Annotated in this window: 18 protein-coding genes; 11 read left to right on the forward strand and 7 right to left on the reverse strand. The window is 70.4% G+C overall.

Annotation, left to right across the window (positions count from 1 at the left end; genetic code table 11):
• Positions 1 to 117: 117 nt before the first annotated feature.
• Positions 118 to 1620: an arabinosylfuranosidase ArfA gene (gene arfA, locus OP04_RS04805; RefSeq protein WP_033338252.1), complete on the forward strand. Its 1503-nt coding sequence runs from the start codon at positions 118 to 120 to the stop codon at positions 1618 to 1620.
• Positions 1621 to 1641: 21 nt separating this feature from the next.
• On the forward strand, positions 1642 to 2976 hold the full coding sequence (locus OP04_RS04810) for an FAD-dependent oxidoreductase (RefSeq protein ID WP_033338253.1): 1335 nt from the start codon (positions 1642 to 1644) through the stop codon (positions 2974 to 2976).
• 157 nt (positions 2977 to 3133) lie between these two features.
• Here the strand turns inward: OP04_RS04810 and OP04_RS04815 are convergent, their stop codons facing one another.
• The 5 genes from OP04_RS04815 to OP04_RS04835 all read right to left on the reverse strand — a co-directional run bounded on the left by OP04_RS04815 (position 3134) and on the right by OP04_RS04835 (position 8378).
• Complete coding sequence (locus OP04_RS04815) at positions 3134 to 3943, reverse strand: PhzF family phenazine biosynthesis protein (RefSeq protein WP_033338254.1); 810 nt, start codon at positions 3941 to 3943, stop codon at positions 3134 to 3136.
• Positions 3944 to 3953: 10 nt separating this feature from the next.
• Positions 3954 to 4526 (reverse strand): TetR/AcrR family transcriptional regulator, encoded by a 573-nt coding sequence (locus OP04_RS04820; protein ID WP_033338255.1) that lies wholly within the window; start codon positions 4524 to 4526, stop codon positions 3954 to 3956.
• Positions 4523 to 5746, reverse strand: a complete 1224-nt coding sequence (locus OP04_RS04825; protein WP_051797099.1) for an MFS transporter — start codon at positions 5744 to 5746, stop codon at positions 4523 to 4525. The genes OP04_RS04820 and OP04_RS04825 overlap by 4 nt, the downstream gene beginning before the upstream one ends.
• 86 nt (positions 5747 to 5832) lie before the next feature.
• Positions 5833 to 6753 carry an SDR family oxidoreductase gene (locus OP04_RS04830; protein ID WP_033338256.1) on the reverse strand — a complete coding sequence of 307 codons (921 nt, stop codon included), beginning with the start codon at positions 6751 to 6753 and terminating at the stop codon, positions 5833 to 5835.
• A 635-nt stretch (positions 6754 to 7388) separates the two neighbouring features.
• Positions 7389 to 8378, reverse strand: coding sequence for a LacI family DNA-binding transcriptional regulator (locus OP04_RS04835; RefSeq protein ID WP_033338257.1), 990 nt, complete (start codon positions 8376 to 8378; stop codon positions 7389 to 7391).
• A 242-nt stretch (positions 8379 to 8620) separates the two neighbouring features.
• Here OP04_RS04835 and OP04_RS04840 point away from each other — a divergent pair, with 242 nt between their 5' ends.
• The 8 genes from OP04_RS04840 (at position 8621) to OP04_RS04875 (ending at position 20057) form a co-directional block, all read left to right on the forward strand.
• Positions 8621 to 9520 carry a carbohydrate ABC transporter permease gene (locus tag OP04_RS04840; protein WP_033338258.1) on the forward strand — a complete coding sequence of 300 codons (900 nt, stop codon included), beginning with the start codon at positions 8621 to 8623 and terminating at the stop codon, positions 9518 to 9520.
• Positions 9521 to 9523: 3 nt separating this feature from the next.
• Positions 9524 to 10426 (forward strand): carbohydrate ABC transporter permease, encoded by a 903-nt coding sequence (locus OP04_RS04845; RefSeq protein WP_051797100.1) that lies wholly within the window; start codon positions 9524 to 9526, stop codon positions 10424 to 10426.
• A 46-nt stretch (positions 10427 to 10472) separates the two neighbouring features.
• Positions 10473 to 11813, forward strand: coding sequence for an ABC transporter substrate-binding protein (locus OP04_RS04850; RefSeq protein ID WP_033338259.1), 1341 nt, complete (start codon positions 10473 to 10475; stop codon positions 11811 to 11813).
• 126 nt (positions 11814 to 11939) lie between these two features.
• Positions 11940 to 13949 (forward strand): beta-galactosidase, encoded by a 2010-nt coding sequence (locus OP04_RS04855; protein WP_051797146.1) that lies wholly within the window; start codon positions 11940 to 11942, stop codon positions 13947 to 13949.
• A gap of 381 nt (positions 13950 to 14330) precedes the next feature.
• On the forward strand, positions 14331 to 15767 hold the full coding sequence (locus tag OP04_RS04860; RefSeq protein WP_232323479.1) for a DUF1996 domain-containing protein: 1437 nt from the start codon (positions 14331 to 14333) through the stop codon (positions 15765 to 15767).
• A gap of 976 nt (positions 15768 to 16743) precedes the next feature.
• A complete protein-coding gene (locus OP04_RS04865; protein ID WP_033338261.1) occupies positions 16744 to 18237 on the forward strand; it encodes a class I SAM-dependent methyltransferase in 1494 nt (497 codons plus the stop codon).
• Positions 18238 to 18326: 89 nt separating this feature from the next.
• The gene (locus OP04_RS04870) at positions 18327 to 19031 is read left to right on the forward strand and encodes a hypothetical protein (RefSeq protein WP_033338262.1); all 705 of its coding nucleotides are present in this window, start codon (positions 18327 to 18329) and stop codon (positions 19029 to 19031) included.
• A gap of 21 nt (positions 19032 to 19052) precedes the next feature.
• The gene (locus tag OP04_RS04875; protein WP_033338263.1) at positions 19053 to 20057 is read left to right on the forward strand and encodes a beta propeller repeat protein; all 1005 of its coding nucleotides are present in this window, start codon (positions 19053 to 19055) and stop codon (positions 20055 to 20057) included.
• 202 nt (positions 20058 to 20259) lie between these two features.
• Here OP04_RS04875 and OP04_RS04880 read toward each other — a convergent pair whose 3' ends face one another.
• A complete protein-coding gene (locus OP04_RS04880; protein ID WP_033338264.1) occupies positions 20260 to 21495 on the reverse strand; it encodes a Gfo/Idh/MocA family protein in 1236 nt (411 codons plus the stop codon).
• Between the two features lie 71 nt (positions 21496 to 21566).
• Here OP04_RS04880 and OP04_RS04885 point away from each other — a divergent pair, with 71 nt between their 5' ends.
• A complete protein-coding gene (locus OP04_RS04885; RefSeq protein WP_033338265.1) occupies positions 21567 to 22070 on the forward strand; it encodes a hypothetical protein in 504 nt (167 codons plus the stop codon).
• Here OP04_RS04885 and OP04_RS04890 read toward each other — a convergent pair.
• Positions 22048 to 22830, reverse strand: coding sequence for an alpha/beta fold hydrolase (locus tag OP04_RS04890; protein WP_198153719.1), 783 nt, complete (start codon positions 22828 to 22830; stop codon positions 22048 to 22050). The two genes, OP04_RS04885 and OP04_RS04890, sit on opposite strands and share 23 nt — an antisense overlap.
• Positions 22831 to 22877: the final 47 nt, after the last annotated feature.

The following is a 22877-nucleotide window of genomic DNA, read 5'->3' on the forward strand; positions in this document are numbered from 1 at the left end:
GGTGTGCTCCTTCACGGGTGACGGAGTTCTCGGGCGTACCCATGGATGACTTTGATCTTGATCTTCGTGCCAAGATCGACATGGTAGGCAGTCGGCCCAGATCAAGGAGCGCACACCATGGCCCGCGCGCGTCTCACCCTCGACCCGGCGTTCACGATCGGGACCGTGCAGCGGCGGCTGTTCGGCGGGTTCGTCGAGCATCTCGGACGGCACGTCTACGACGGGATCCACGAGCCGGGACACCCGAGCGCGGGCCCGGACGGCTTCCGCCGCGACGTGATCGAGCTGGTCAGGGAGCTGGGCGTGTCCACGATCCGCTATCCGGGCGGCAACTTCGTGTCCGGTTACGAGTGGGAGGACGGCGTCGGGCCGGCCGAGCAGCGCCCGCGCCGGCTGGACCTGGCCTGGCACTCCACCGAGACGAACCAGGTGGGCCTGCACGAGTTCCAGACCTGGCTCGACCACGTGGGAAGCGAGCTGATGCTGGCCGTCAACCTGGGCACCCGCGGCCCGAAAGAGGCCATCGAGCTGCTGGAATACGCCAACATCCCGACGGGTACGGCCCGGACCGCGCAACGCGCCGCGAACGGCCGCGACGAGCCGTTCGGCGTGAAGATCTGGTGCCTCGGCAACGAGATGGACGGGCCGTGGCAGCTCGGGCGGCGCAACGCGGAGGACTACGGCAAGCTCGCGTCCGTCACCGCGAACGCGATGCGCCAGGTCGACAACACGCTTGAGCTGGTCGTCTGCGGCTCCTCCGCGCGGGACATGCCCACGTTCGGCGCGTGGGAGCGGACCGTGCTGGAGCACACGTACTCCGACGTGGACTACATCTCCTGCCACGCCTACTACGAGCCGGTCGACGGCGACCTCGCCAGTTTCCTCGCGTCCGGCGTCGACATGGACGCGTTCATCGAGGCGGTGGTGGCCACGGCCGACCACGTGCGCGCGCTCAAGCGCACGGAGAAGAAGATGATGATCTCGTTCGACGAGTGGAACGTTTGGTACGCGTCCCGGTGGAACGCGGTCGAGGACACGTTCCCGGTCGACCACTGGCCGGTCGCGCCGCGGCTGCTGGAGGACGTGTACTCGGTCGCGGACGCGGTCACGTTCGGCGGGCTGCTCATCTCGCTGCTCAACCACGCGGACCGGGTGACCTCGGCCAGTCTCGCGCAGCTGGTCAACGTGATCGGCCCGATCATGACCGAGCCGGGCGGGCCGGCGTGGCGGCAGACCACGTTCTTCCCGTTCGCGGTGACGTCGCGTGCGGCCCGGGGCGACGCGCTGCGCGTGGTGCTGGACGCGGACACGGTGCCGACCGCGAAGTACGGCGACGTGCCGGTGGTGGACGCGGCGGCGACCGTTTCTCCTGACGGTCTCTCGATCTTCCTGCAGAACCGGCACCTCACGGAGCCGACCACGCTGACGGTCGATCTGCACCGTTTCAACCCTGCTTCGGTGGCCGCCGAGGGCATCTGGGACGACGACATCCACGCGGTGAACGACCTGGCCGACACCACGCGCGTCGGATTGCGCGTCAACGACACGGCCATGTTGACGGACGGGGTACTGACGGTCACGCTGCCGCCGGTGTCATGGACGGCCCTCACTATCGGTTGATCTGCATATAGCATTGCCGGCGTGACGGGCGATCGCCAGGTGATCATCGCGGGGGCCGGGCCGACCGGGCTGCTCCTCGCCTGCGAGCTGCGGCTCGCGGGCGTGGACACGCTCGTGCTGGAGCGCCGTGCTGCGCGCGGCACGCACACGAAGGCGATGGCGCTGCACGCGCGCAGCATCGAGCAGCTGGCGATGCGCGGGCTGGCCGCGCCGTTGCTGGCCCACGGCGTACGGCTGCCGACCTGGCACTTCGGCTTCCTCGCCCAGCGGATCGACTTCACCGTGCTGGACTCGCCGTACCCGTTCGTCCTCTCCTACCCGCAGGAGCGCACCGAGGCGGTGCTGGAGGAACGGGCGCGCGAGCTGGGCGCGACGATCGTGCGCGGGCGGGCCGTGACGGGCGTGGCCGAGGACGCGGACGGCGTGACCGTTTCCACCGACTCGGAATCAATACGTGCGGCCTGGGTGGTCGGCGCGGACGGCGCCGGGAGCGCGGTACGCACCTCGGCCGGGATCGTCTTCGAGGGGATCGCGCCGAGCTTCCACTCCTACCTGGGCGACGTGATGGCGGACAACCCGCCGCCACCGGGCTTCGCCGTGGTGAACGAGGCCGGCGCGATGATGGTCGCGCCGATGCCGGGCGGCGTGTACCGGATCGCCGGCTACGACCCGATGCACCAGGAGCCCGGCCGCCGCGAGATCACCATGGACGAGCTGCGGGACATCATCGCGCGGATCGCCGGCGCGGACTTCGGCATCCACGACCCGCGCTGGCTGTCCCGGTTCGACAACACCACACGGGTCGCGGCGTCGTACCGGCGCGGGCGGATCCTGCTGGCCGGCGACGCCGCGCACATGCACTTCCCGGCCGGCGGCGTGGGCCTCAACCTCGGCCTCCAGGACGCGATGAACCTCGGGTGGAAACTCGCGTCCGTGGTGCACGGGACCGCCGCGCCTTCGTTGCTCGACTCCTACGACGCGGAACGCCGGCCGTGGGGTGCGGACGTGGCCCGGCACACGATGGCGCAGACCGCGCTGATCACCGCGACCGGACCGGAGGGACTGGCGCTGCGCGAGCTGTTCAGCACCATGATCACGGATCACCCGGCGGTGTCACTGTCGATCGCGCGCCGGCTCTCCGCGCTCGACGTGCACTATCCGGCCGCTCCGGACGCCCATCCGCTGACCGGGACGCGGGTGGCGGAGCTGGGCGAGCACCTGAGCTCCGGCGAGGCGGTGCTGGTGACGGACGACCCGACCATGCGGGCCGACGGGGCGCGGGTGGTGCCGGGCGCGATCGGCGGCGCGCGGGCCGCGCTGGTGCGCCCGGACGGCTACGTGGGCTGGGCGGCCTGAGCGGTCTCCGCCGCACTGCCCGCCGTCTTCCGGATCGCCGGCGCGCTCTCGCTGCACAGCGGCAAGCTGTGGATCATCGCGCTCCTGGTCGCGGTGGTCACCGTCGTGGTCGCGCCGGTCGTGGTGATCAGGATCGCGGCCCGGCGGCGGGAGTGACTCAGCCGCCGATCGGCGTGGCGGTGCCGGTGACGGAGATGCCGCCGTCCGCGGGGACGGACACGGTGAGCAGGCTCGGGCGGCCCATGTCGTACCCCTGATGGATCGTGATCGTGGTGTTCGAGAGCCCGATCGTGCGCAGGTAGCCGCCGAAGGCGGCCGCGGCCGCGCCCGTCGCCGGGTCCTCGAAGACGCCGCCGGGCGGGAACGGGTTGCGCGCGTGGAAGACGGTTGCCGACTCCCGCCAGATCAGGGCGATCGTGGTCCAGTCCCGGGCGGCCATGAGCCGGCCGAGCGCGTCGAGGTCGTAGTCGAGCTTCGCCAGCCGCTCCCGGGACCGCGCCGCGATCACCGGATGCCACGCGCCCGCGAACGCGACCCGCGGCGGCAGCGCCGGGTCCAGTTCGTCGCGTGACCAGCCGAGGATGCCGAGCAGCGTGTCGAGGTCGTCCAGTGGAGTGTCGCGCGGGGGCACGCTGACCAGCGTCGCGGTCCGGCCGGTCGTCTCCACCGGGACCAGGCCGGCGCGGGTGTGCAGCCGCAGCGTGCCGGGGCCGTGCCGGTCCGCGTGGGCGACCGCGGTGGCGATCGTGGCGTGGCCGCAGAACGGGACCTCCGCCAGCGGGCTGAAGTAGCGCACGTCGTGCGCGCCGTCCGCGCGCGGGAACAGGAACGCGGTCTCCGAGTATCCGACCTCGGCGGCCACGGCCAGCATCCGCGCGTCCGTGGCACCGGTCGCGTCCAGCACCACGCCGGCCGGATTGCCGCCGGACGGGTCGTCACTGAACGCGGTGTAGCGAAGGATCTCCATGACTCCGACGCTAGGAGCGGGTGGACTGCGGGTCGAGGGCCAATTCGACGATCGCGGACGCCGCGGCCTTCGCCACCGCCGCGATCGTGGTGCGCTCGTAGCGGCCCGCGTTCGCCGTGCCGTCGTAGAGCAGCAGCAGCTGACGCGCCAGATCGGCCGGCTGTGGCGCGCCCGCCTCCGTCGCCAGCGTCGTGAGCAGCGCGATCAGGCGGGACCGGTACTCCCGGCTGCATGCGATGGCCACGCCGTCCGGCGGCGACTCCGCGGCCGCGCGCGCGAACGCGCACCCGTTGTAGGTCGGGGCCGCCAGCCAGTCCGCCTGCGCGTCGAAGATCGCCAGGAGCCGGTCCCGTGCCGACTCCTGCCGCTCCACCGCCGCCTCGATGCGCGCGAACATCCGGTCCGCCCGGCGCTGCAGATATGCTCTGACCAGCTCGTCCTTGCTGCCGAACGCGTTGTAGAGCGAGCCGCGGGCCACACCGGCGTGCTCGATCACCCGGTCGATGCCGACCGTGTGGACGCCCTCGGCGTAGAAAAGCTCCTCGGCCGCGTCGAGCAGGCGCTGGCGCGCGGGCGTCCTCATCGTGTGCGTCTCCCGTTCCCGATCAGGCCGGCCAGCGCGGCGCCGGCCAGCACGATGACGAAGAGTGAGTATCCCCGCGCGGTCCACAGCAGTCCACCACCGTGCACGACCAGCACACCGGCGACGACCGCGGGCAGGCCCATCCCGAGGTACGACACGATGTAGAGCACGGACAGCAGCCCGGTGCGCTCGTGCGGCTCCGCCAGCGGCACGACCGTGCGCAACGCCCCCTGGAACGCGGCGCCGAAGCCCGCGCCCGCCACCAGCGTCCCGGCGAAGAAGGCGGCCACGGAGTCCAGGCCGATCGCGGCGAGCGTGCCGGCCGCGCCGACGGTCAACAGGCCAATTCCAGACATCATCACGGTACGCGGGGGAGTGCGATCGAACAGCACGGTGGCGACGGCGCCGGCGACCGCGAGCACGAACAGCCCGAGCCCGCCGAAGACCGCTGAGTCGGAGCCGGACATGTGCCGGACCAGCGCGGGCGCGAGCGAGCCGTAGAACCCGCCGAGCGACCAGACCGCGAACAGCGCCGGGATCGCGGTGAGCACGTGCGCGCGCAGGTGGCGGGGCACGCCGACCTGCGGGGTGAGCGCCTTCCGCAGACCGTTTCCGCGTGCGCGCGACTCCGGGATCCGCCACACGCCGACCGCCTGCGCGGCGAAGGCCACGATCAGCAGGGCGTAGATCATCCGAGTGGGCGCGGGCAGGAACTGCACGACCAGGCCGGACGTGAGCGCGCCGAGGCCGGTTCCGAGCGCGGGCGCGGTCGAGTTGGCCAGCGTGCCCCTGGTCCGGTGGACGTCGATCATCGCGGCGCCCAGCGTGCCGAGCGCGCCGCCGGTGGCGATCCCCTGCAGCACGCGGCCGACGAGCAGCGCGCCGATCCCGTCCGCGGTGATGAACAGCGTCATGGCGGCCACCTGCAGCGTCAGCGCGGTGAGCAGCACCGGGCGGCGACCGACGTGATCGGACAGCCGGCCGAGCAGCAGCAGCGCGAGCAGGACCGCGATCGCATACACGCCGAAGATGACGGTGGTGGTGATCGGCGAGAAGTGCCAGCTCGCGGCGTACGTCGCGTAGAGCGGCGTCGGCGCGCTGGACGCGGCCAGGAACGACACCACGATCGAGGCCAGCAGGATCAGCGTGCCGGTCCCCGCCCGTTGCGGTGCGGTGGTCACCGCCGTGTCGCGTCGTTCCAGGGTTTCGGTGGGCGTCATACGGACCTCGATTGAGTAGACCGATCTATCTAGTCGTTCCCGAGATTAGACAGATCGGTCTAGTGGCGCAACGGTTGGGGCCACCGTCACACCCCGCCGCTCCGCGCGTCCCGGGCGGTGCCGTAGGCGCCGGACAGGATGTCCTCGATCAGGGTCGGGCCGGTCGGGGTCCAGTCGAGCAGCTCGCGGGTGCGGGCGCTGGAGGCGGTCATGTCCAGGCCGAAGAACGAGGCCACGAAGCCGAAGTGCGCGTCCGCATCCTCCGGCGGGACGGAGACCACGGGCAGGCCGAGTGCGGTCCCGAGCGCCTCGGCGATCTCCCGGGTGCTGACCGACTCTTCCGCTACCGCGTGCAACCTGGTCCCGGCCGGCGCGGATTCCAGACCGAGCCGGACCAGCCGGGCGGCGTCGGTGCGGTGCGTGGCCGACCAGCGTGTGCTGCCGTCGCCGAGGTAGCCGGAGGCGCCCTGCCGCCGGGCCGCATCGGCCAGGAACGTGACGAAGCCCCAGTCGCCGGTCCCGTGCACGGACGGCGCGAACCGGACGGCCATCGCGCGGACGCCCCGGTCGGCGTACTCGAGCGTCAGGTTCTCGCTGCCGCCGCGGTCGGATCCGGGCCCGACCTCGGGCGACGCGTCGGTCTCCAGGGCGGCACGGTCCTTGACCAGTCCGGAGAGCGCATTGGCGACCATGAACGGCCGATCGCTGCCGGCCAGCGCGTCGAGCATGGTCTGCACGGCGGCGCGTTCGGCGCGGTCCGACCCGGCCGGATCGGACCAGTCGTGCTTGTTGGCCAGGTGAACGACGCCGTCGGACCCGGCCGCGCCACGGCGCAGGGAGCCGGGATCGTCCAGATCGCCGAGTAGTGCCGTGGCGCCCTTGGCCTCGAGTGCGGCGGCCTTCTCCGGCGAACGGGCCAGGCCGACCACCTCGTGGCCGGCCGACAGCAGCTCGTCGACGGTGGCGGAGCCGATCCAGCCGGTCGCGCCGGTGACGAATACACGCATGATTGCCCTCCAGGTTTCGGTGCATCGTGTATCGAAACTGTAGGCGATAACGAGTCACCGTGTCTCGTTGCGGGAATCACGGCCACCAAATCAAGACATGATGTCTCGAAACTGCTAGAATCGCGCCGGTACGGTGGCCCCGTGATCACACCGAGTCCCGAGGTGTAGCGGCGCCGACCCGAGGAGAGGTCGCCCTGCTCGCCGACGGAGGCCGCGGCCGGGACGCGAGCAGCGGCGGGGGTCGCGGCTCTTTCGGGACCACGGCGGGACCGGCTCCGACGCGGAGGGGAAAGCGGAGCGCCAGCGGAGACTTTGCCCGCAGCGAGGTTTGCCCGCGGGAGCATGCGGACCGCCACCACGCCGGAAGCGGGAATACGGGGTTTGGGGTTGTCCCTGGGTTGGCCCGCACGCTCGTCGGTGGCGTCGGTGGCGTCGGTGGCGTCGGTGGCACGCGGGGGCGGGCAAGCCGGACCACGCCGGAAGCAGGAAATACCCGGATCTGGGCGTCTTCGGGCTGCACGCACGGGAGACAAGGGATCGCCGGGCGCAGAGTCTATTGTGGCGCGACGCCCGGCCGAAGCGCGGCGTCGTGCGCGACCGGGCGGCCGGCGGTTGGCCGGCCGGCGCGGCGCCGCCTAGAGGGACGGCGGGGGAGCGGTGCTGGAGCGTTCGACGAGGCGGGTGGGGACGAGCGTGGTGCCGGGTGTGGTGACCTCGTTGCGGATCTGGCGGAGGACCGTCTGGACGCAGCGGCGTCCCATCTCCGCGAAGTCCTGGTGCACTGTGGTCAGCGGTGGCAGGAAGTTGCGGGCCTCGGGGATGTCGTCGAAGCCGACCACGCTGATCTCGCCGGGTACGTTCCGGCCGCGCTCCTGGAACGCGCGCAGCAGCCCGAGCGCCATCTGGTCGTTGGAGGCGAAGACCGCGGTGCAGGACGGATCGTCCGCGAGCTGCAGGCCGGCGGCGTAGCCGGAGTCGGCGGACCAGTCGCCGACGATCGGCGCGGGGGCGGCACGGTCGAACGAGGCCAGCACGGAGCGCCAGGCGTCGGCGCGGCGTTCGCTGGCGAAGGACGACGCGGGGCCGGTCACGTGGTGGACCGTGGCGTGGCCGAGCGAGAGCAGGTGGCGGACGGCCTGGCGGGCGCCGTCGGCCTGGTCCGTGTCGACGACGGTGTAGGTGTCGCCGGCGTCGGAGTCGACGACCACGACCTGGACGCCGGGCGGCAGCGTGATGCGGGTGGAGTCGAGCAGGTGGACCTCGAGGATGACGATCGCGCCGTCGACGCCGAGCTCGCCGAGGCGGGTGAACGCGCCGAGCACGCCGTCCTGGGTGGGGGCGGCGACCGGGATGATGGTGATCGCGTAGCCCTCGCGGGCGGCGTGGTTGGCGATCGCCTCGACGGTGCGGCTGTTGCCGGTGGTGGCGAGCGTGAAGAGCAGGACGCCGATGGTGCGGAACTCGCCGCGTTTGAGCGCGCGGGCAGCGCTGTTCGGCCGGTAGCCGAGCTCCTTCATGGCGGCGAGCACCTGCGCGCGGGTGGAGTCGATCACGCCGGGGTGCCCGGTGGAGACGCGCGAGACGGTCTGGGCCGAGACGCCCGCGAGACGGGCGACGTCGGCCATCGAGACACCTCGTTTGCGCCGCTGGGGCCCGGTGCTCTCAGGATTTTCCGAGGAGAACAACCCTGCCGCCTAACTCTTGACGCGCCGTTAACGTGGTGAAACTATCACCGCACGATGTTTACGTAAACATTGCACTGCCGTCACAGGCTTTACCGGATCGAAACCTCCGACCCCTGGTGAACCGCGACGAACTGAGCTGTATGTTTGCGCAAACATAGCAGTGTTGCTAGGGGGTACATGGGATGACTACGGCGCAAGCGGCGCTGGTGAAGCCGCGCCGCAGGCGGTCGTGGACCGGGTGGCAGTTCGTAGGACCGTTCATGGCGGTCTTCACGCTGGTGTTCCTCGCTCCGATCGCATATTCGATCTACATCAGCCTGTTCAAGACGCGGCTGATCGGTGGCACCTCGTTCGTCGGCCTGGAGAACTACCAGCAGGCGCTGACCGACCCGAACTTCTGGGACGGCCTGGGCCGGGTGGCGATCTTCCTGCTGGTGCAGGTGCCGATCATGCTCGGCATCGCGCTGGTAGCCGCGCTCGCGATCGACAGCGGCCGGCTGCACGGGGCGAACTTCTTCCGGATCGCGATCTTCCTGCCCTACGCGGTTCCCGCCGTGGTCGCCGCGATCATGTGGGGTTTCATGTACGGCAACCAGTTCGGCCTGGTCGGCAACATCAACGAGGCCTTCGGGATCAACATCCCCGCACCGCTGGGGCCGGACTGGATCCTGACCAGCATCGGCAACATCGTGACCTGGGAGTTCGTGGGTTACAACATGCTGATCTTCTACAGCGCGCTGCGGGTCATCCCGAACTCGCTGTACGAGGCCGCGGAGATCGACGGTGCCGGCCAGTTCCGGATCATCCGCTCGATCAAGCTCCCGGCGATCCGGGGCGCGCTGGTCATCGCCACGATCTTCTCGATCATCGGCAGCTTCCAGCTGTTCACCGAGCCGTCGATTCTGCAGAAGCTCGCGCCGAACGCGATCACCACGTTCTTCACGCCGAACTACTACGCGTACTCGCTGTCCTTCAACGGCCAGCAGTACAACTACTCGGCGACCATCGCGATCATCATGGGCCTGGTCACCATGATCATCGCCTACGTGATCCAGCTGCGCGGCATGCGGAAGGGGAGCTGAGCGGTGACGACAACTCTCCAGAAGACGCAGGCACCGAAGAAGATCAAGCGCTACAGCACGAAGCCGAGGAAGAGCCTCGCGCTCACGCTGGCGACCGGCATCATCCTGCTCTACAGCATCGTGCCGCTGTTCTGGCTGATCGTGAACGCGACCAAGAGCCGGGCCGGCCTGACCAACTCGTTCGGCCTGTGGTTCGCGGACGGTGAGTTCCTGCTGTGGGACAACATCGTGCAGACGCTGACGTACAACGACGGGATCTTCGGTCGTTGGTTCCTCAACACGCTGCTCTACGTGGTCGCCGGTGCGGGTGGCGCCACGTTCCTGGCCGTGCTCGGCGGCTACGGCCTGTCGAAGTTCAACTTCCCCGGCCGGGGCGGCGTGTTCGCGGTCGTCATCGGCGCGGTCGCGGTGCCCGGCACGGCGCTCGCGGTCCCGACGTTCCTGATGTTCAGCCAGATGGGCCTGACGGACACGCCCTGGGCCATCATCATCCCCTCGCTGATCTCACCGTTCGGCCTCTATCTGATGTGGACGTTCGCGAACGACGCGATCCCCACGGAGCTGCTGGAAGCGGCGCGGGTGGACGGTTCCGGCGAGTTCCGCACGTTCTTCCAGGTCGGCATCCCCCTGCTGGCCCCCGGCATCGTCACGGTTCTGCTCTTCACCACGGTTGCGACCTGGAACAATTACTTCCTGCCGCTGATCATGCTGAAGGACCCGGACTGGTACCCGCTCACGCTCGGCCTGAACGCGTGGAACGCACAGGCGACGACGAACGGCGGCGAGGTCATCTTCCACCTGGTGATCACCGGATCGCTCCTCATGATCATTCCGTTGATCGCCGCTTTCCTGCTCCTTCAGCGCTACTGGCAGTCGGGCCTGGCCGCCGGCAGCGTCAAGGAGTGACTTTCCGCAAGGGCACCGTTACAAAATTTCGGAAGGATTATCGGGAATGATGTATACCTCTCGGCGCAACCTGCTGCGCCTTGCGGGCGCCGCGGCCTTCGCCACGGTGGCGCTCTCGGCCTGTGGCAACGACGACGACGCGCCGGCGGGCGAGACCGTCACCGCGGACGACGTCACCAAGGCGCTCACGGACGGCGGCGAGCTGCTGATCTGGTCGTGGGACACCACGATCAAGCCGACCGCGGACGCGTTCATGGCCAAGTACCCCAAGGTCAAGATCAGTGTCGTCAACGCGGGTACGAACGCGGACCAGTACGTGGCGCTGCAGAACGCGCTCCAGGCCGGCAAGGGCGTCCCGGACCTCGCGCACATCGAGTACTACGCGCTCTCCCAGTTCGCGCTGCAGAAGCAGGTCGCGAACATCGCGGGCTTCGGCGCCACCGCGCTGAAGGACAAGTTCGCCCCCGGCCCGTGGAACGGCGTCACCCCCAACGGCGGCGTCTTCGGCCTGCCGCTGGACTCCGGCCCGATGGTGCTCTACTACAACAAGGAGGTCTTCGACAAGCACAGCATCGCCGTGCCGGAGACCTGGGAGCAGTACTACGAGGCCGCCAAGAAGCTGCGCGCCGCGGACCCGAACGTCTACATCGCCTCGGACAGCGGCGACGCCGGCACCACCACGTCGATGATCTGGCAGGCCGGCGGCAAGCCGTACACGGTCAGCGGCGAGAAGGACGTCACGATCAACTTCGCGGACGCCGGCGCGCAGAAGTACACCACGCTCTGGCAGAAGATGATCGACGAGAAGCTGCTGTCGAGCATCTCCGGCTGGACCGACGAGTGGTTCCAGGCGCTGGGCAACGGCACGCTCGCCACGCTCGTGGTCGGCGCGTGGATGCCGAGCAACCTGGTCTCCGGCTCGCCGAACGGCGCCGGCAAGTGGCGCGTCGCCAAGATGCCGCAGTGGGAGGCGGGCGGCAACGCCTCCGCCGAGAACGGCGGCTCCGCGATGTCGGTCATGGAGGCCTCCACCCGCAAGGCGCTGGCGTACGGCTTCCTGGACTACCTGACCAACGGTGAGGGCGTGAAGACCCGCATCGACAACGGCGCGTTCCCGGCCACCACCGCGGACCTCAACTCGCCCGAGTTCCAGGGCAAGGAGTTCCCGTACTTCGGCGGTCAGAAGATCAACGAGCTCTTCGCCGCGTCGTCCGCGGCCGTGGTCCCGGGCTGGCAGTACCTGCCGTTCCAGGTCTACGCGAACTCGATCTTCAAGGACACCGCGGGCCAGGCGTACATCACGCCCACCAAGCTCGCGGACGGCCTGAAGGCCTGGCAGGACGCGTCCATCAAGTACGGCAACGAGCAGGGCTTCACCGCCAAGTAAGTCCGTGCTGTCCCCGCGCCGGGTCCGTCACGGGCCCGGCGCGGCCATGAACAGACCCACCACAAGGGAGCAACACACGTGGAACACCGGTGGCTGCGCTGGCCCGGTACCGAGGCCGGCCCGCGGATGGCGTTCGGCGCCGACTACAACCCCGACCAGTGGCCCCGTGAGGTCTGGGACTCCGACGTGGCCGCCATGCGCGAGGCCGGCGTCAACATCGTCTCGCTCGCGATCTTCTCCTGGGCCCGCATCCAGCCGAACGCGGAGACGTTCGACTGGGCGTGGCTGGACGACGCGATGGACCTGCTGCACGCCAACGGCATCGCGGTCGACCTGGCCACCGCCACCGCCTCGCCGCCGCCGTGGCTGACCACGTCGCACCCGGAGGTCCTCCCGGTCGACAGCACCGGCGCGACGCTCTGGCCCGGCGCCCGGCAGCACTGGCGGCCCACCTCGCCCGTCTTCCGCTCCTACGCCCTCACCCTGGTCCGGGAGCTGGCCAAGCGGTACGCGAACCACCCCGCGCTGACCGCCTGGCACATCAGCAACGAACTCGGCTGCCACAACGTCTACGACTACTCGGACGACGCCGCGCACGCGTTCCGCGACTGGCTCAAGGCCCGGTACCGGACCATCGACGGGCTCAACGAGGCCTGGGGCACCGCGTTCTGGTCGCAGCGGTACAGCGCGTGGGGCCAGATCCTCCCGCCCCGCCAGGCCGCCAGCTACCCGAACCCGACGCAGCAGCTGGACTTCAAGCGCTTCAGCTCGGACGCGCTCAAGGACTACCTGGTCGCGGAGCGGGAGATCCTGCGCGCGATCACGCCGGACGTGCCGATCACCACGAACTTCATGGTGATGGGCGAGACCAAGGGCATGAACTACGCGGACTGGGCGTCCGAGGTCGACTTCGTCTCCAACGACCACTACTACACGCCCGGCCCGCAGGGTCTCGACGAGCTGTCCTTCTCCGCGAACCTGACCGGCCACATCGCGTCCGGCCGCCCCTGGTTCCTGATGGAGCACTCCACCAGCGCGGTCAACTGGCAGCCGATCAACCTGGCCAAGCGCCCCGGCGAGCTGGGCCGCGACTCGCTCGTCCACGTCGCGCACGGCGCGGACGCGGTCTGCTTCTTCCAGTGGCGGCAGTCCAAGGCCGGCGCCGAGAAGTACCACTCCGCGATGCTCCCGCACGCGGGCACGGACAGCGCGGTGTTCCGCGCGGTGGCCCAGCTGGGTCAGGATCTGAAAACCATTCAACCCATCGCGGGTACGGATCAGGCGCGGTCCCGCGCGGCCATCCTCTTCGACTGGGACTCGTGGTGGGCCAGCGAGCTCGACTCGCACCCGACGGACCGGCTGCGCTACCGGCAGGAGGCGCTGGACTGGTACACCGCGTTCCTGGCCAACGGCGTGCCGGCGGACGTGGTGCCGGTGTCCGCCTCGCTGGACGGCTACGACCTGGTGGTGGCGCCGATCCTGCACCTGGTGCCGTCCTCGCTTGCCACGCGGCTGTCCGAGTACGTCGCCGGCGGTGGCCACCTGGTCACCACGTACTTCTCCGGCATCGTGAACGAGGACGACCACATCTGGCTCGGCGGATATCCGGGCGCGCTGCGCGACCTGCTCGGCATCCGGATCGAGGAGTTCGGGCCGCTGCTCGAGGGCGACAGCGTCACACTGGACAACGGCGCGGACGGCACGCTCTGGACCGACCGGATCGACGTGACCGGCGCGGACGTGGACGTGCTGGCCTGGTACAAGACCGGCGAGCACGCGGGGCGGGCGGCGATCACGCGGCGTACCGTGGCGGCGGTCGGTTCCGGTTCTGATGACGGCGCGCCCGGCGGTGGCGCCGAGGGTTCCGCCACCTACGTCTCCACGCGGCTCGGGCCGGACGGGCTCACGCCGCTGCTGGCGGACCTGCTGCGGGCGGCCGGGATCGCCAGCCCGCTGCCGGAGGAGGCGCGCGGGCAGGTCGAGCTGGCCATCCGTACCGGCGATGACCGCGAGTTCTGGTTCCTGATCAACCGGACCGATGTGCCGGTCGAGCTGCCGGGTGTCACCGGTGAGCCGCTGCTCGGCAGCATCACGCCGCTGCCACCGCGCGCGGTGGCGGTGCTGCGCACCCGATAGGGCGGTGCTGCGCGCCCCGGCAGGGTCGTGCGGAGCACCCGACAGGCCCCGTGCGGGTGGGACCGGATCCAGCCCGGACCCGCCCGCGCGGACTGATTCACCCGGCCCGGTCGCCGTCTCTGCACAGACGGTGGCCGGGTCGCAGTGCACCCTTAGGTTTGTCTTAAGGCGGCCGGTACGACTTGTGAGAGCGCTCTCTCGGGCCCTAGAGTCTCGTCCGGAACATCCGCGCGCACTGACCTCGCTGCGCGGCGCCCACACCTTATATCGGCCCGGAGGCCATTCACCATGCAGAGCGACCCCTCGGCTCCGCTGTCTACGCCGGATAAATCAGCAAAAAAGAGTAAAAAGCGGTGGTTCCTGCTCGCGGTACCGGTCGCGGTGGCCGTGGTCGGCAGCGGCGTGCTCGTCGCGACCGCGAACGCCGGCAGCGGCACCGGGATCCCCGGCGTCCTCGAGGCCGAGTCCTACGCCGCGCACCAGGGTGCCCAGACCGAGGGCACCAGCGACACCGGCGGCGGCCGCAACGTCGGCTGGCTCAGCAACGGCGACTGGATGCGCTACGACAAGGTCGACCTCGGCGCGACCGGCACGCCGCTGACCATCGAGGCGCGCGTCGCGTCCGCGAACACCGACGGCGGCACGGTCGAGGTGCGCCAGGGCAGCCAGACCGGCGAGCTGCTGGCCGCGTTCCCGATCACCAAGACCGGCAACTGGCAGAGCTGGGTGACCGGCACCGCGAACAGCCCGACCACGCTCAGCGGCCCGCAGACGGTCGTGGTCAACCTGGTCAGCAAGAGCCGCAGCGACTTCGTGAACATCAACTGGCTGCGCTTCACCCGTGGCGGCGCCGTGCCGTCCGCGTCCGCCTCCGTGCCGGGCAGTGCCTCCCCGTCCGTGCCGGCGTCCCCCTCGGTTTCCCCGTCCGTCTCGGTCTCGCCGACCCCGACCGGCACGCCGCCGCAGACCGGCAACGGCTGGGTGGTCATGGACCAGGCGACGTGGGCGCAGGAACTGGCCGCGTTCCGCGCGATCACGCCGAAGACGCCGAAGGAGCGGATGGTCCCGGAGTTCCACGCCTCCTGCAAGATCAGCCACACCAAGCCGGACGACCCGATCGTCTTCCCCGGCATCGCGGGCGCGTCGCACGACCACACGTTCTGGGGCAACAAGAGCACGGGCGCGGCGTCGACGGCGGAGTCGCTGTTCGCGTCGAAGAACACCACCTGTGAGCCCTCCACGCAGGACTTCTCCGCGTACTGGGTGCCCACGCTGCTCAAGGACGGCAAGCCGGTCATGCCGAAGGAGGTCACGGTCTACTACGGCTCGCGCCTCAAGGACTACGCCGCGACCGTGCCGTTCCCGTCCGGCTTCCGCATGATCGTCGGCGACGCCAAGCAGCAGACCAGCACCGGTCAGAACAACCAGTTCTGGTGCGCGGGCAACGGTGGCGAGACCGGTCGCACGGCCAACGGTGAATGGCCGGTCTGCGCGCCCACCGCGGAGCTGATCCGCCAGCTCACGTTCCCGGACTGCTGGGACGGCGTGCACCTGGACAGCCCGGACCACAAGTCGCACGTCGGCCCGGCCGACAACACCGGCAAGTGCTCCGGCAAGTTCCCGGTCGCGATCCCGTCGATCTCGTTCATGCTGCCGTACCCGCTGAACACCGACACCGAGGGCGTCAAGCTCTCGTCCGGCACCGGTTACTCCATGCACGGCGACTTCTTCAACGCCTGGGTGCCGCAGGCGCTGGCCGAGCGCGTCCGCAACTGCATCAACCAGCACGCGAAGTGCAACGCGCAGGGCGGTTTCTGACGCTCGCGGTTCCACCGGGCCCCGCGCCACTCCACCGGAGTGACGCGGGGCCTCCCGCGTTCCACCCCGGCCCGCGCCGGACACCCGAAGCGTCGATCCGAAGATCCCTGCTCTCCCGCCCGCCGCCAGGCGGGTTATGTGTCTTTCATGCGCAGGTATCCACTGCTGACTTTTGTCGTCAGGGTTCAGCCTGGCCGCGACCTCGTCCGGGCGCGCTTCGCCCGAAATTTCATGACATAGCTGGCGAAGGCCGGTGGTCTATGCGGCTCGTGCGGTCCGTGGAAGATCGTTGTTGCGCTCACTGCCCCTTCAGCCCGCCGAAAGGGCAGTGAGCGCGACAACGATCTCTTCCTGTCGACGATGTGCCGATATTTCGGGCGCAATGGGCCCGGCGGGCAGTCTGGGTCCGGCTTGGCCTCGACGCCTGGCCGGAATGGATCATTGGGTGCCGCAAAAACCAGGTCAACAGCGCGAGTTGACCTGGTTTTTGCGGCACCCAATGATCCTTTCGGCTGTGGCGGTCGACTGTGCGGGGTGCCGGTCCGGCGGTAGGTGTCTGCGGCGGCACCGTTACTGATTCCATCTGGCACCTTCGGGTGGCGCCTCGCGGGCGCGAAAGTCCTTCGGCTTCGGTTCGTGGCGGGGGCCTATGTTCCGATCAGTTTCCGGCGTCAGGGTGAGGATGCGGTGGGCCTCATACCGCTATTTCATGAAATTTCGGGCACGGAGTGCCCGCTCGATCGCGGGGGAGGCCGAACCTCGACGCCGAAAGGCCAGTATGGCGAAATGTCGGGTGCGGAGCGCCCGTGCGCAGGCGCCGGCGAGCCTTTCCGGGGTGGTGATCGCCCGTGCGGGTTTTGGGTGACCACCCACGGATCCGCCGGCCGCGGGAGCGCGCGGAACTCGGCCACGCCGGAAGCGGGAAAGGCTGGGTTTGATCTTGGTTTTGCAACGTGGGTGCAGTAGGAAGGGTCGGATGGACTACCTGCTGTTTCCCGGGCGGCACCACCTGCTGACGCGATTTCAGGCCGAGTTTCTGACGCGCGCGGCGGCGGACGCGACCGTGGTGTGGGCCGTGACGTCGGCGAACCACGAGAACACGAAGCGGAATCCGGTGCCGTATCACCGGCGGGAGGCCGCAATCGAGCGGCTCAGCGCGATGACGGGGCTGCGCTCGCTGGTGGTGCCGGTGTTCGACACCGCGCCGACGGACCGGTTCGCCGAGGTCACCGTGAAGAACGTGCAGGTGGCGACCGGTCTGGAGCTGACGCCGGAGAACGCGGTGGTGGCGTGCTCGACGCCGGCGGTGGCGGGGATGTACGCGGCGCTGGGCTTCACGATCATGCCGGTGGAGGACGATCCCGCGCTGGAGACGGTGCCGGAACGGCCGTGGGACGTGCTGATGCGGCTGGCCGCCGGGGACGAGAGCTGGCGGGAGCTGGCGCATCCGGCGAGCGTGGACGTGTTCGCGCGGTACCGGCTGGTCGAGTCGGTGCGCGCGGTGGTCAACGATCCGGTGGTCGGGGACGAGGGCGGGCTGACGGCGACGCGCGACTACCGGACGTATGTGGAGGCGTTCGCGGCCGGCGCGGACCGGAAGTGGCGGCTGGTCCGGGAGTACGTGCGGCCGGGCCGGATCGTGGACGTCGGGTGCGGCGCGGGCGCGGTGCTGGAGGAGGCGGACCGGGAGCCGGCGCTGCGGGAGAGCGACCTGATCGGCGTGGAGGTGGCGCGGCACCTGTTCGAGGAGTGCGTGCACAGGAAGGCGCAGGGCGGGTTCACGAATCCGAACGTGTTCTTCTACCACCGCAACGTGCTGGGCGGGGCGGTGTTCGCGCCGCGGTCGATCGACACGACGATGACGTTCGCGCTGACGCACGAGATCTGGTCCTACGGCGCGCGGATGGAGTCGCTGCGGCGGTTCGTGGCCGCGATCTACGCGCACACGGTGCCGGGCGGCGTGTGGATCAACAGCGACGTGTGCGGGCCGGACGGGAAGGACCGGCTGGTGCGGATGCGGTTGTCGACGGCGGACGGTGACAGTCCGCCGGAGCCGTGCAAGGAGCTCCCCGCCGATGTTGCTGGATATATGTCTGGTTTGTCCACGCGGGCGCGGCTGGACCAGTTCGCGGTGGACTTCCGGTTCCCGTTCTCGTTCACGGACGTCGGGGACGGCGAGGTGGAGCTGACGCTCGGCGACGCGATGGACTTCCTCACCCGGAAGGACTACACGGACAACTGGCAGTCCGAGACGCAGGAGCAGTTCTGCGGGCTGGAGATGGCGGACTGGAAGAGCCTGCTGACCGACGTCGGGTTCGAGGTGGACGCGGCCTCGCACACCACCCGCAACGACTGGATCGTGGAGAATCGCCTGGCTCCGGTCGCGTCGCTGCACCGCCCGGACGGCACGGCGCTCGACTGGCCGGTCACCCACGTGCTGCTGATCGCGCGGCGGCCGCTGAACACGTGAGGGTGTTTTTCCGGTGCGCGCGCAATCGGCCACCTCCGGGCGGGGGATTCAGGTGAAAGGATCCTCAGCGTCGCTGAGGAGGCATCCGCATGATCGGCAAGGTCGTCGCGTGGCTCGGTCTGATCAGTGGCACGCTGGCCACGTTCTGGGGGCTGCTGGAGTTGGTCGGCACGCGGGACTACGCGGTGGGCGGCGTCGCGCTCGGCGTCGGCCTGGTGCTGGCCGTGGCCGGGTTCGCGCTGCTGATCCGGTCCGCGCGGGAGGCGACCGAGGACGCCGGGCCGGACACCGGCAAGCGCAAGCTGCTGGCCGTGCAGCGCGGCTGGCGATACACGGTGGACGACCCGGAGGTGGAGGACCGCTTCCCGAACGTCGGCCTGAGCCGGAACGCGGCCGGCAACGAGTTCTCCCGCGTGCTCAGCGGTGAGATCGACGGGCAGGCGTTCGACGTGTTCAACCATGCGTACACGTTCGGCGCCGGCAGCGTGGCGGTGCGGCGCGAGGAGACCGTGTTCCTGCTGCGGCTGCGGCCCTGCTCGGCCGCGTTCAGCGTCACGGACACGGACCGGGTGATGCCGCCGGAGGTGCAGTCGCTGGTGATGACGGAGGCGCTGCGGCGCGCGTCCGCGAAGGCCCGGGTGCGCGACTGGGCGGTGGTCGAGTCCACGCTGGTCTATGCGGAGGCGGTCATCCCGGACGCGCGGATCGCCCGGATCCCGCGACGGCTGGCGGACCTGAGCGCGGTCGCGGCCGCGATTCCGTCCATCGTGTTCAGCGGCACACGCATCGATTGATCTCATGCTAGCTTCGGCGGCATGAACTCGGTTCTCGCGGTGGTCATGGCGGTCTCGACCCTGAGCGGGCCGCCATCCCCCTCCTGGCAGCTCACCGAGACCGGGAGCACCGCGCGGCTGCGCGGCCTGTCCGTGGTGTCGCCGCAGGTCGTGTGGGCCGGCGGCAGCGCGGGCACGGTGTTGCGCACCGTGGACGGCGGCCGTCACGTCGAGTCGGTCGGCCCGGCCGGTGCGGAGACGCTGCAGTTCCGGGACATCGAGGCGTTCGACGCGCGGCGGGCCGTGGCGCTGTCCATCGGCGCGGGCGCGGAGTCGCGCGTCTACCGGACCGGCGACGGCGGCCGCACCTGGACCGAGACGTTCCGCAACCCGGACGAGGCCGCGTTCTACGACTGCCTGGCGTTCACGGACGACCGGCACGGGCTGGCGCTCTCCGACCCGGTCGGCGGCGCGTTCCGCATCCTGTCCACGGCGGACGGCGGGCGCAGCTGGTCCGTGCTGCCCGCGCGCCTGCCGGCCGCGCTGGAGGGTGAGTTCGCGTTCGCGGCCAGCGGCACCTGCCTGGTCGCGGGCGAGCACGGGCGCTATTGGTTCGCGACCGGCGGCGGCGCCACGGCCCGAGTGTTCGCCAGCGTTGACTACGGACGCAGCTGGCGGGTGACGGACACGCCGGTGCCGTCCGGGCCGTCCGCGGGGATCTACTCGCTGGCGTTCGGGCCCGGCGGTCAGGGTGTGGCGGTCGGCGGCGACTACGCGGTGCCGGAGTCGGCACCTTCCGGGGCGGCCGTGACCCGCGGCGCGGGGTGGGCGGCGTCGGCCGCGCCTCCGGGGGAGTACCGCTCCGGCGCGGCCTGGGCGGGCCCGAAGGTGCTCGCGGTCGGGCCGACCGGCAGCTCGATCAGCGCGGACGGCGGCCGGACCTGGACCGAGTTCGACGGCGGGAGCTTCGACTCGGTCGACTGCGTGCCCGGCGCCTGCTGGGCGTCAGGAGAGGCGGGGCGGATCGCCCGGCTGGTGCGCGGCTAGGCTGCACGAGCTCGCGCCGGTCATCGCCACCGGCACGTGCGGCGTGAGCGCGGACGCGCCTGACCAGCGCCGGCAGCGGGAACAGGTGCGCACGGGCGACCGGCGCCCCGACGGGCGGGACAGGCCCGCCACCGAACAACTGCACGACATGCGTCGATTGTGACCCAGCGTGATGTCCATTCGGTAGCTCATCCACTGCTCATCACACAGCGTCAACCGTGACCACGGTGCCGGTGTGACGCGCTGTTTCGGCCGCGAAGACCGCAAGGTGGCTGGCGAGCGACTCGCCCGGCCCTGAGCGGATCAGCGACGGATCGCCGGCCGCGACCGCGGCGATGAACGCGTCCATCACACCCGCGTCCCCGCCACCGTGCCCGCCGCCCGCGGTGGCGTCGCCGATCGCGGCGGAGTCCAGCGTGGTCACGGTGTCGGTGCGAAAATCATGGACCTTCACGCGTACGCCGTCGCCGGTCAGCATGCCGTGCGTGCCGAAGATCCGGGTCTGCCGGTGGTCCTGCGCGGTGAACGCGGTGACCGTGAACGACGCGGTCACGCCGCCGGTCAGCTCCATCGACACCACCTGGTTGTCGGCCACGTCGTTGTCGGCGCGGTAGACGCACCGGCCGTACGGGCCGTCGCGCAGCGCGGACAGCACGGCCGCCTCCTCCGGCACGTCCGTGATCACGCTGACCGGCCAGCGCAGCCCGCGTTCCCGGAGCGTGCGCAGGTAGAGCTTGGGCGCGGAGTACGGGCAGTCCGGCTCCGCGGGGCAGTCCAGGCAGCGCTCGGCGGCACCGTCCGGCGCGTTCTCCGGGCGGAAGTGGCGCAGCCCGCCGAAGCTCGACACGCGCTCGATCCGGCGGCCGGTCACGTAGGAGATCCAGTCCAGGTCGTGGCACGACTTGGCCAGCAGCATCGGCGCGGACTCGTCCTCCCGCCGCCACGAGCCACGCACGAACGAGTGCGCGAAGTGCCACCAGCCGACCGGCTCCAGATGCTCCACGCTCATCACGTCACCGAGCGTGCCCTCGTCCACGACGCGCTTCACCACATCCGTGTACGCGGTGTAGCGAAGGACGTGGCACACCGCAAGCATGACGCCGGCGTCGTCGATCGCGCGCACGATCCGGCGGCACTCGTCCGCGGTCGGCGCCAGCGGCTTCTCCAGCAGCACGTGATAGCCGGCCCGCGCGAACGCCTCGGCCGGGGCCACGTGGTCGCGATCCTGCGTCGCGATGATCACCGCGTCGGCGATGCGGCCTTCGGCCACCAGATCCTGCCAACGGGGGTACGGCGTGCCGCCCGTTCTCTCCCGGCGCAGGGCGATCGGGTCCGCGACCGCGACCAGGCGCGCCCGGTCCGGATGCTCCGCGATCCACTCCGCGTAGTTCTGCCCGCGGCTCCCGGCGCCCACCAGCGCCACCGTCACCGGAGTCATCCGGCACTCCTCCCGATTGCGGGTTTTCGTGCCCCCATCATGCCTACAGTGTTGTTCTTGAGGGAGGACCCATGGACACCGCCACCGTGGTCATCGCGCGGACCGACCTGTCGCAGCTGCACCTGCCGCCCCGCTCGATCTTCGACGGGGAGTACGCGGCCGGCACCGCGGAGATCTCCTGCCTGCCGCTGTGGCGCGCCGGCAACACCACCGCGGTCCTGCAGCTGCCGGTCACCGAGTCGGAGGCCCAGATCCTCCAGCGCAGCTACGCGCTGGAACGGTTCCGCAGCCGGCTCGTCGTACCGCTGATGCTGGTCCTGGGGGTCAGCGCGCTCACCTGGGTCGCCTGGTCGCTGATCATGCGCCCGGACCGGACCGACGTCATCGGGCCGGTCGCCATGTTCGCCGTGGTGCTCCTGCTGCTGGTCAACCTGCTGATCGGCGAGTACCTGGTGCCGAAGCAGTACCCCCGCATCGTCCGCGGCGACCGGATCCGCATCGCCGCCGTGCCGAACGAGGTGGTCCGCGAGTGGGAGCACCTCAACCCGGGCGTCACGCTGCGCGAGCGGCTATGAGGCCGGTGACCGTCGCGCCCAGCGCCTCCGGGTCCTCCGCGTGCGCGAGGTGGCCCTGCTTCTCCAGCGTGTGCAGCCCGGCCGCCGGCAGCAGCGCCGCGACCATGTCGAAAGACTGCCGGTAGGGCGTGCCGCGGCTCTCCCCGCCGACGATCAGATCGACCGGCGCGGTGATGTCCTCCCACGCCGGGGCGAACGCGTTGATCGCGGCCGTCTCACCGGCCACCGGCGCGGCCCAGGTGCGCAGCAGCTCCCAGGCCGGGGTGGCCCGCAGCGCCGCGACCTGCTCCTCCGTGGCGTTGCCGATCTCCCGGTGGACGATCTCGACGACGCGGTCGAGGTCATCGGCGTTGCTCGCGTCCCGGAGCACGGGGAGCGCGTGGGCGGCGAACGGGCGCAGGATCGGCTCGTAGGCGATGACCCGGTCGACGGCGCGGGTGCGGTTCGCGGTCTCGATCGCGATCAGGCCGCCGTAGCTCCAGCCGAACAGCCGCACCGGCTCCTTGAGGTGGTGCATCCAGGCCAGCAGGTCCAGCACCTCGGTGTCGACGCTGTAGCCGTCGCCGAGCGGGCCGCTGGGCTGCCGCCCGCGCCGGTTCAGGATCAGGACCGGCTCCGGGCGGTCGATCGCGTCGGCCACGCGCCGCCAGTTCTTCGCGTCCGACATCACGCCGGGAATGATCACCAGCGGGGTTCCCGCGCCCTGCCGCCACAGCGCGTGCAGAACGGTGCCGTCCCGGTCCAGCTCGATGGGCTCCACGGGTGTCAGCTTATTCGGGCGGGCGCGGACGGCGCTGTGGTCGCGGT

Origin of the sequence: Catenuloplanes japonicus, from assembly GCF_000717135.1 — a bacterium.
GTDB classification, from domain to species: domain Bacteria; phylum Actinomycetota; class Actinomycetes; order Mycobacteriales; family Micromonosporaceae; genus Catenuloplanes; species Catenuloplanes japonicus.

Bases quoted from the DNA above. Each gene is read 5' to 3' on its own strand.
- arfA (WP_033338252.1), top strand. From the start codon at position 118: ATGGCCCGCGCGCGTCTCACCCTCGACCCGGCGTTCACGATCGGGACC.
- OP04_RS04815 (WP_033338254.1), bottom strand. From the start codon at position 3,943: ATGGAGATCCTTCGCTACACCGCGTTCAGTGACGACCCGTCCGGCGGC.
- OP04_RS04820 (WP_033338255.1), bottom strand. From the start codon at position 4,526: ATGAGGACGCCCGCGCGCCAGCGCCTGCTCGACGCGGCCGAGGAGCTT.
- OP04_RS04825 (WP_051797099.1), bottom strand. From the start codon at position 5,746: ATGACGCCCACCGAAACCCTGGAACGACGCGACACGGCGGTGACCACC.
- OP04_RS04830 (WP_033338256.1), bottom strand. From the start codon at position 6,753: ATGCGTGTATTCGTCACCGGCGCGACCGGCTGGATCGGCTCCGCCACC.
- OP04_RS04835 (WP_033338257.1), bottom strand. From the start codon at position 8,378: ATGGCCGACGTCGCCCGTCTCGCGGGCGTCTCGGCCCAGACCGTCTCG.
- OP04_RS04840 (WP_033338258.1), top strand. From the start codon at position 8,621: ATGACTACGGCGCAAGCGGCGCTGGTGAAGCCGCGCCGCAGGCGGTCG.
- OP04_RS04850 (WP_033338259.1), top strand. From the start codon at position 10,473: ATGATGTATACCTCTCGGCGCAACCTGCTGCGCCTTGCGGGCGCCGCG.
- OP04_RS04855 (WP_051797146.1), top strand. From the start codon at position 11,940: ATGGCGTTCGGCGCCGACTACAACCCCGACCAGTGGCCCCGTGAGGTC.
- OP04_RS04865 (WP_033338261.1), top strand. From the start codon at position 16,744: ATGGACTACCTGCTGTTTCCCGGGCGGCACCACCTGCTGACGCGATTT.
- OP04_RS04870 (WP_033338262.1), top strand. From the start codon at position 18,327: ATGATCGGCAAGGTCGTCGCGTGGCTCGGTCTGATCAGTGGCACGCTG.
- OP04_RS04875 (WP_033338263.1), top strand. From the start codon at position 19,053: ATGAACTCGGTTCTCGCGGTGGTCATGGCGGTCTCGACCCTGAGCGGG.
- OP04_RS04880 (WP_033338264.1), bottom strand. From the start codon at position 21,495: ATGACTCCGGTGACGGTGGCGCTGGTGGGCGCCGGGAGCCGCGGGCAG.
- OP04_RS04885 (WP_033338265.1), top strand. From the start codon at position 21,567: ATGGACACCGCCACCGTGGTCATCGCGCGGACCGACCTGTCGCAGCTG.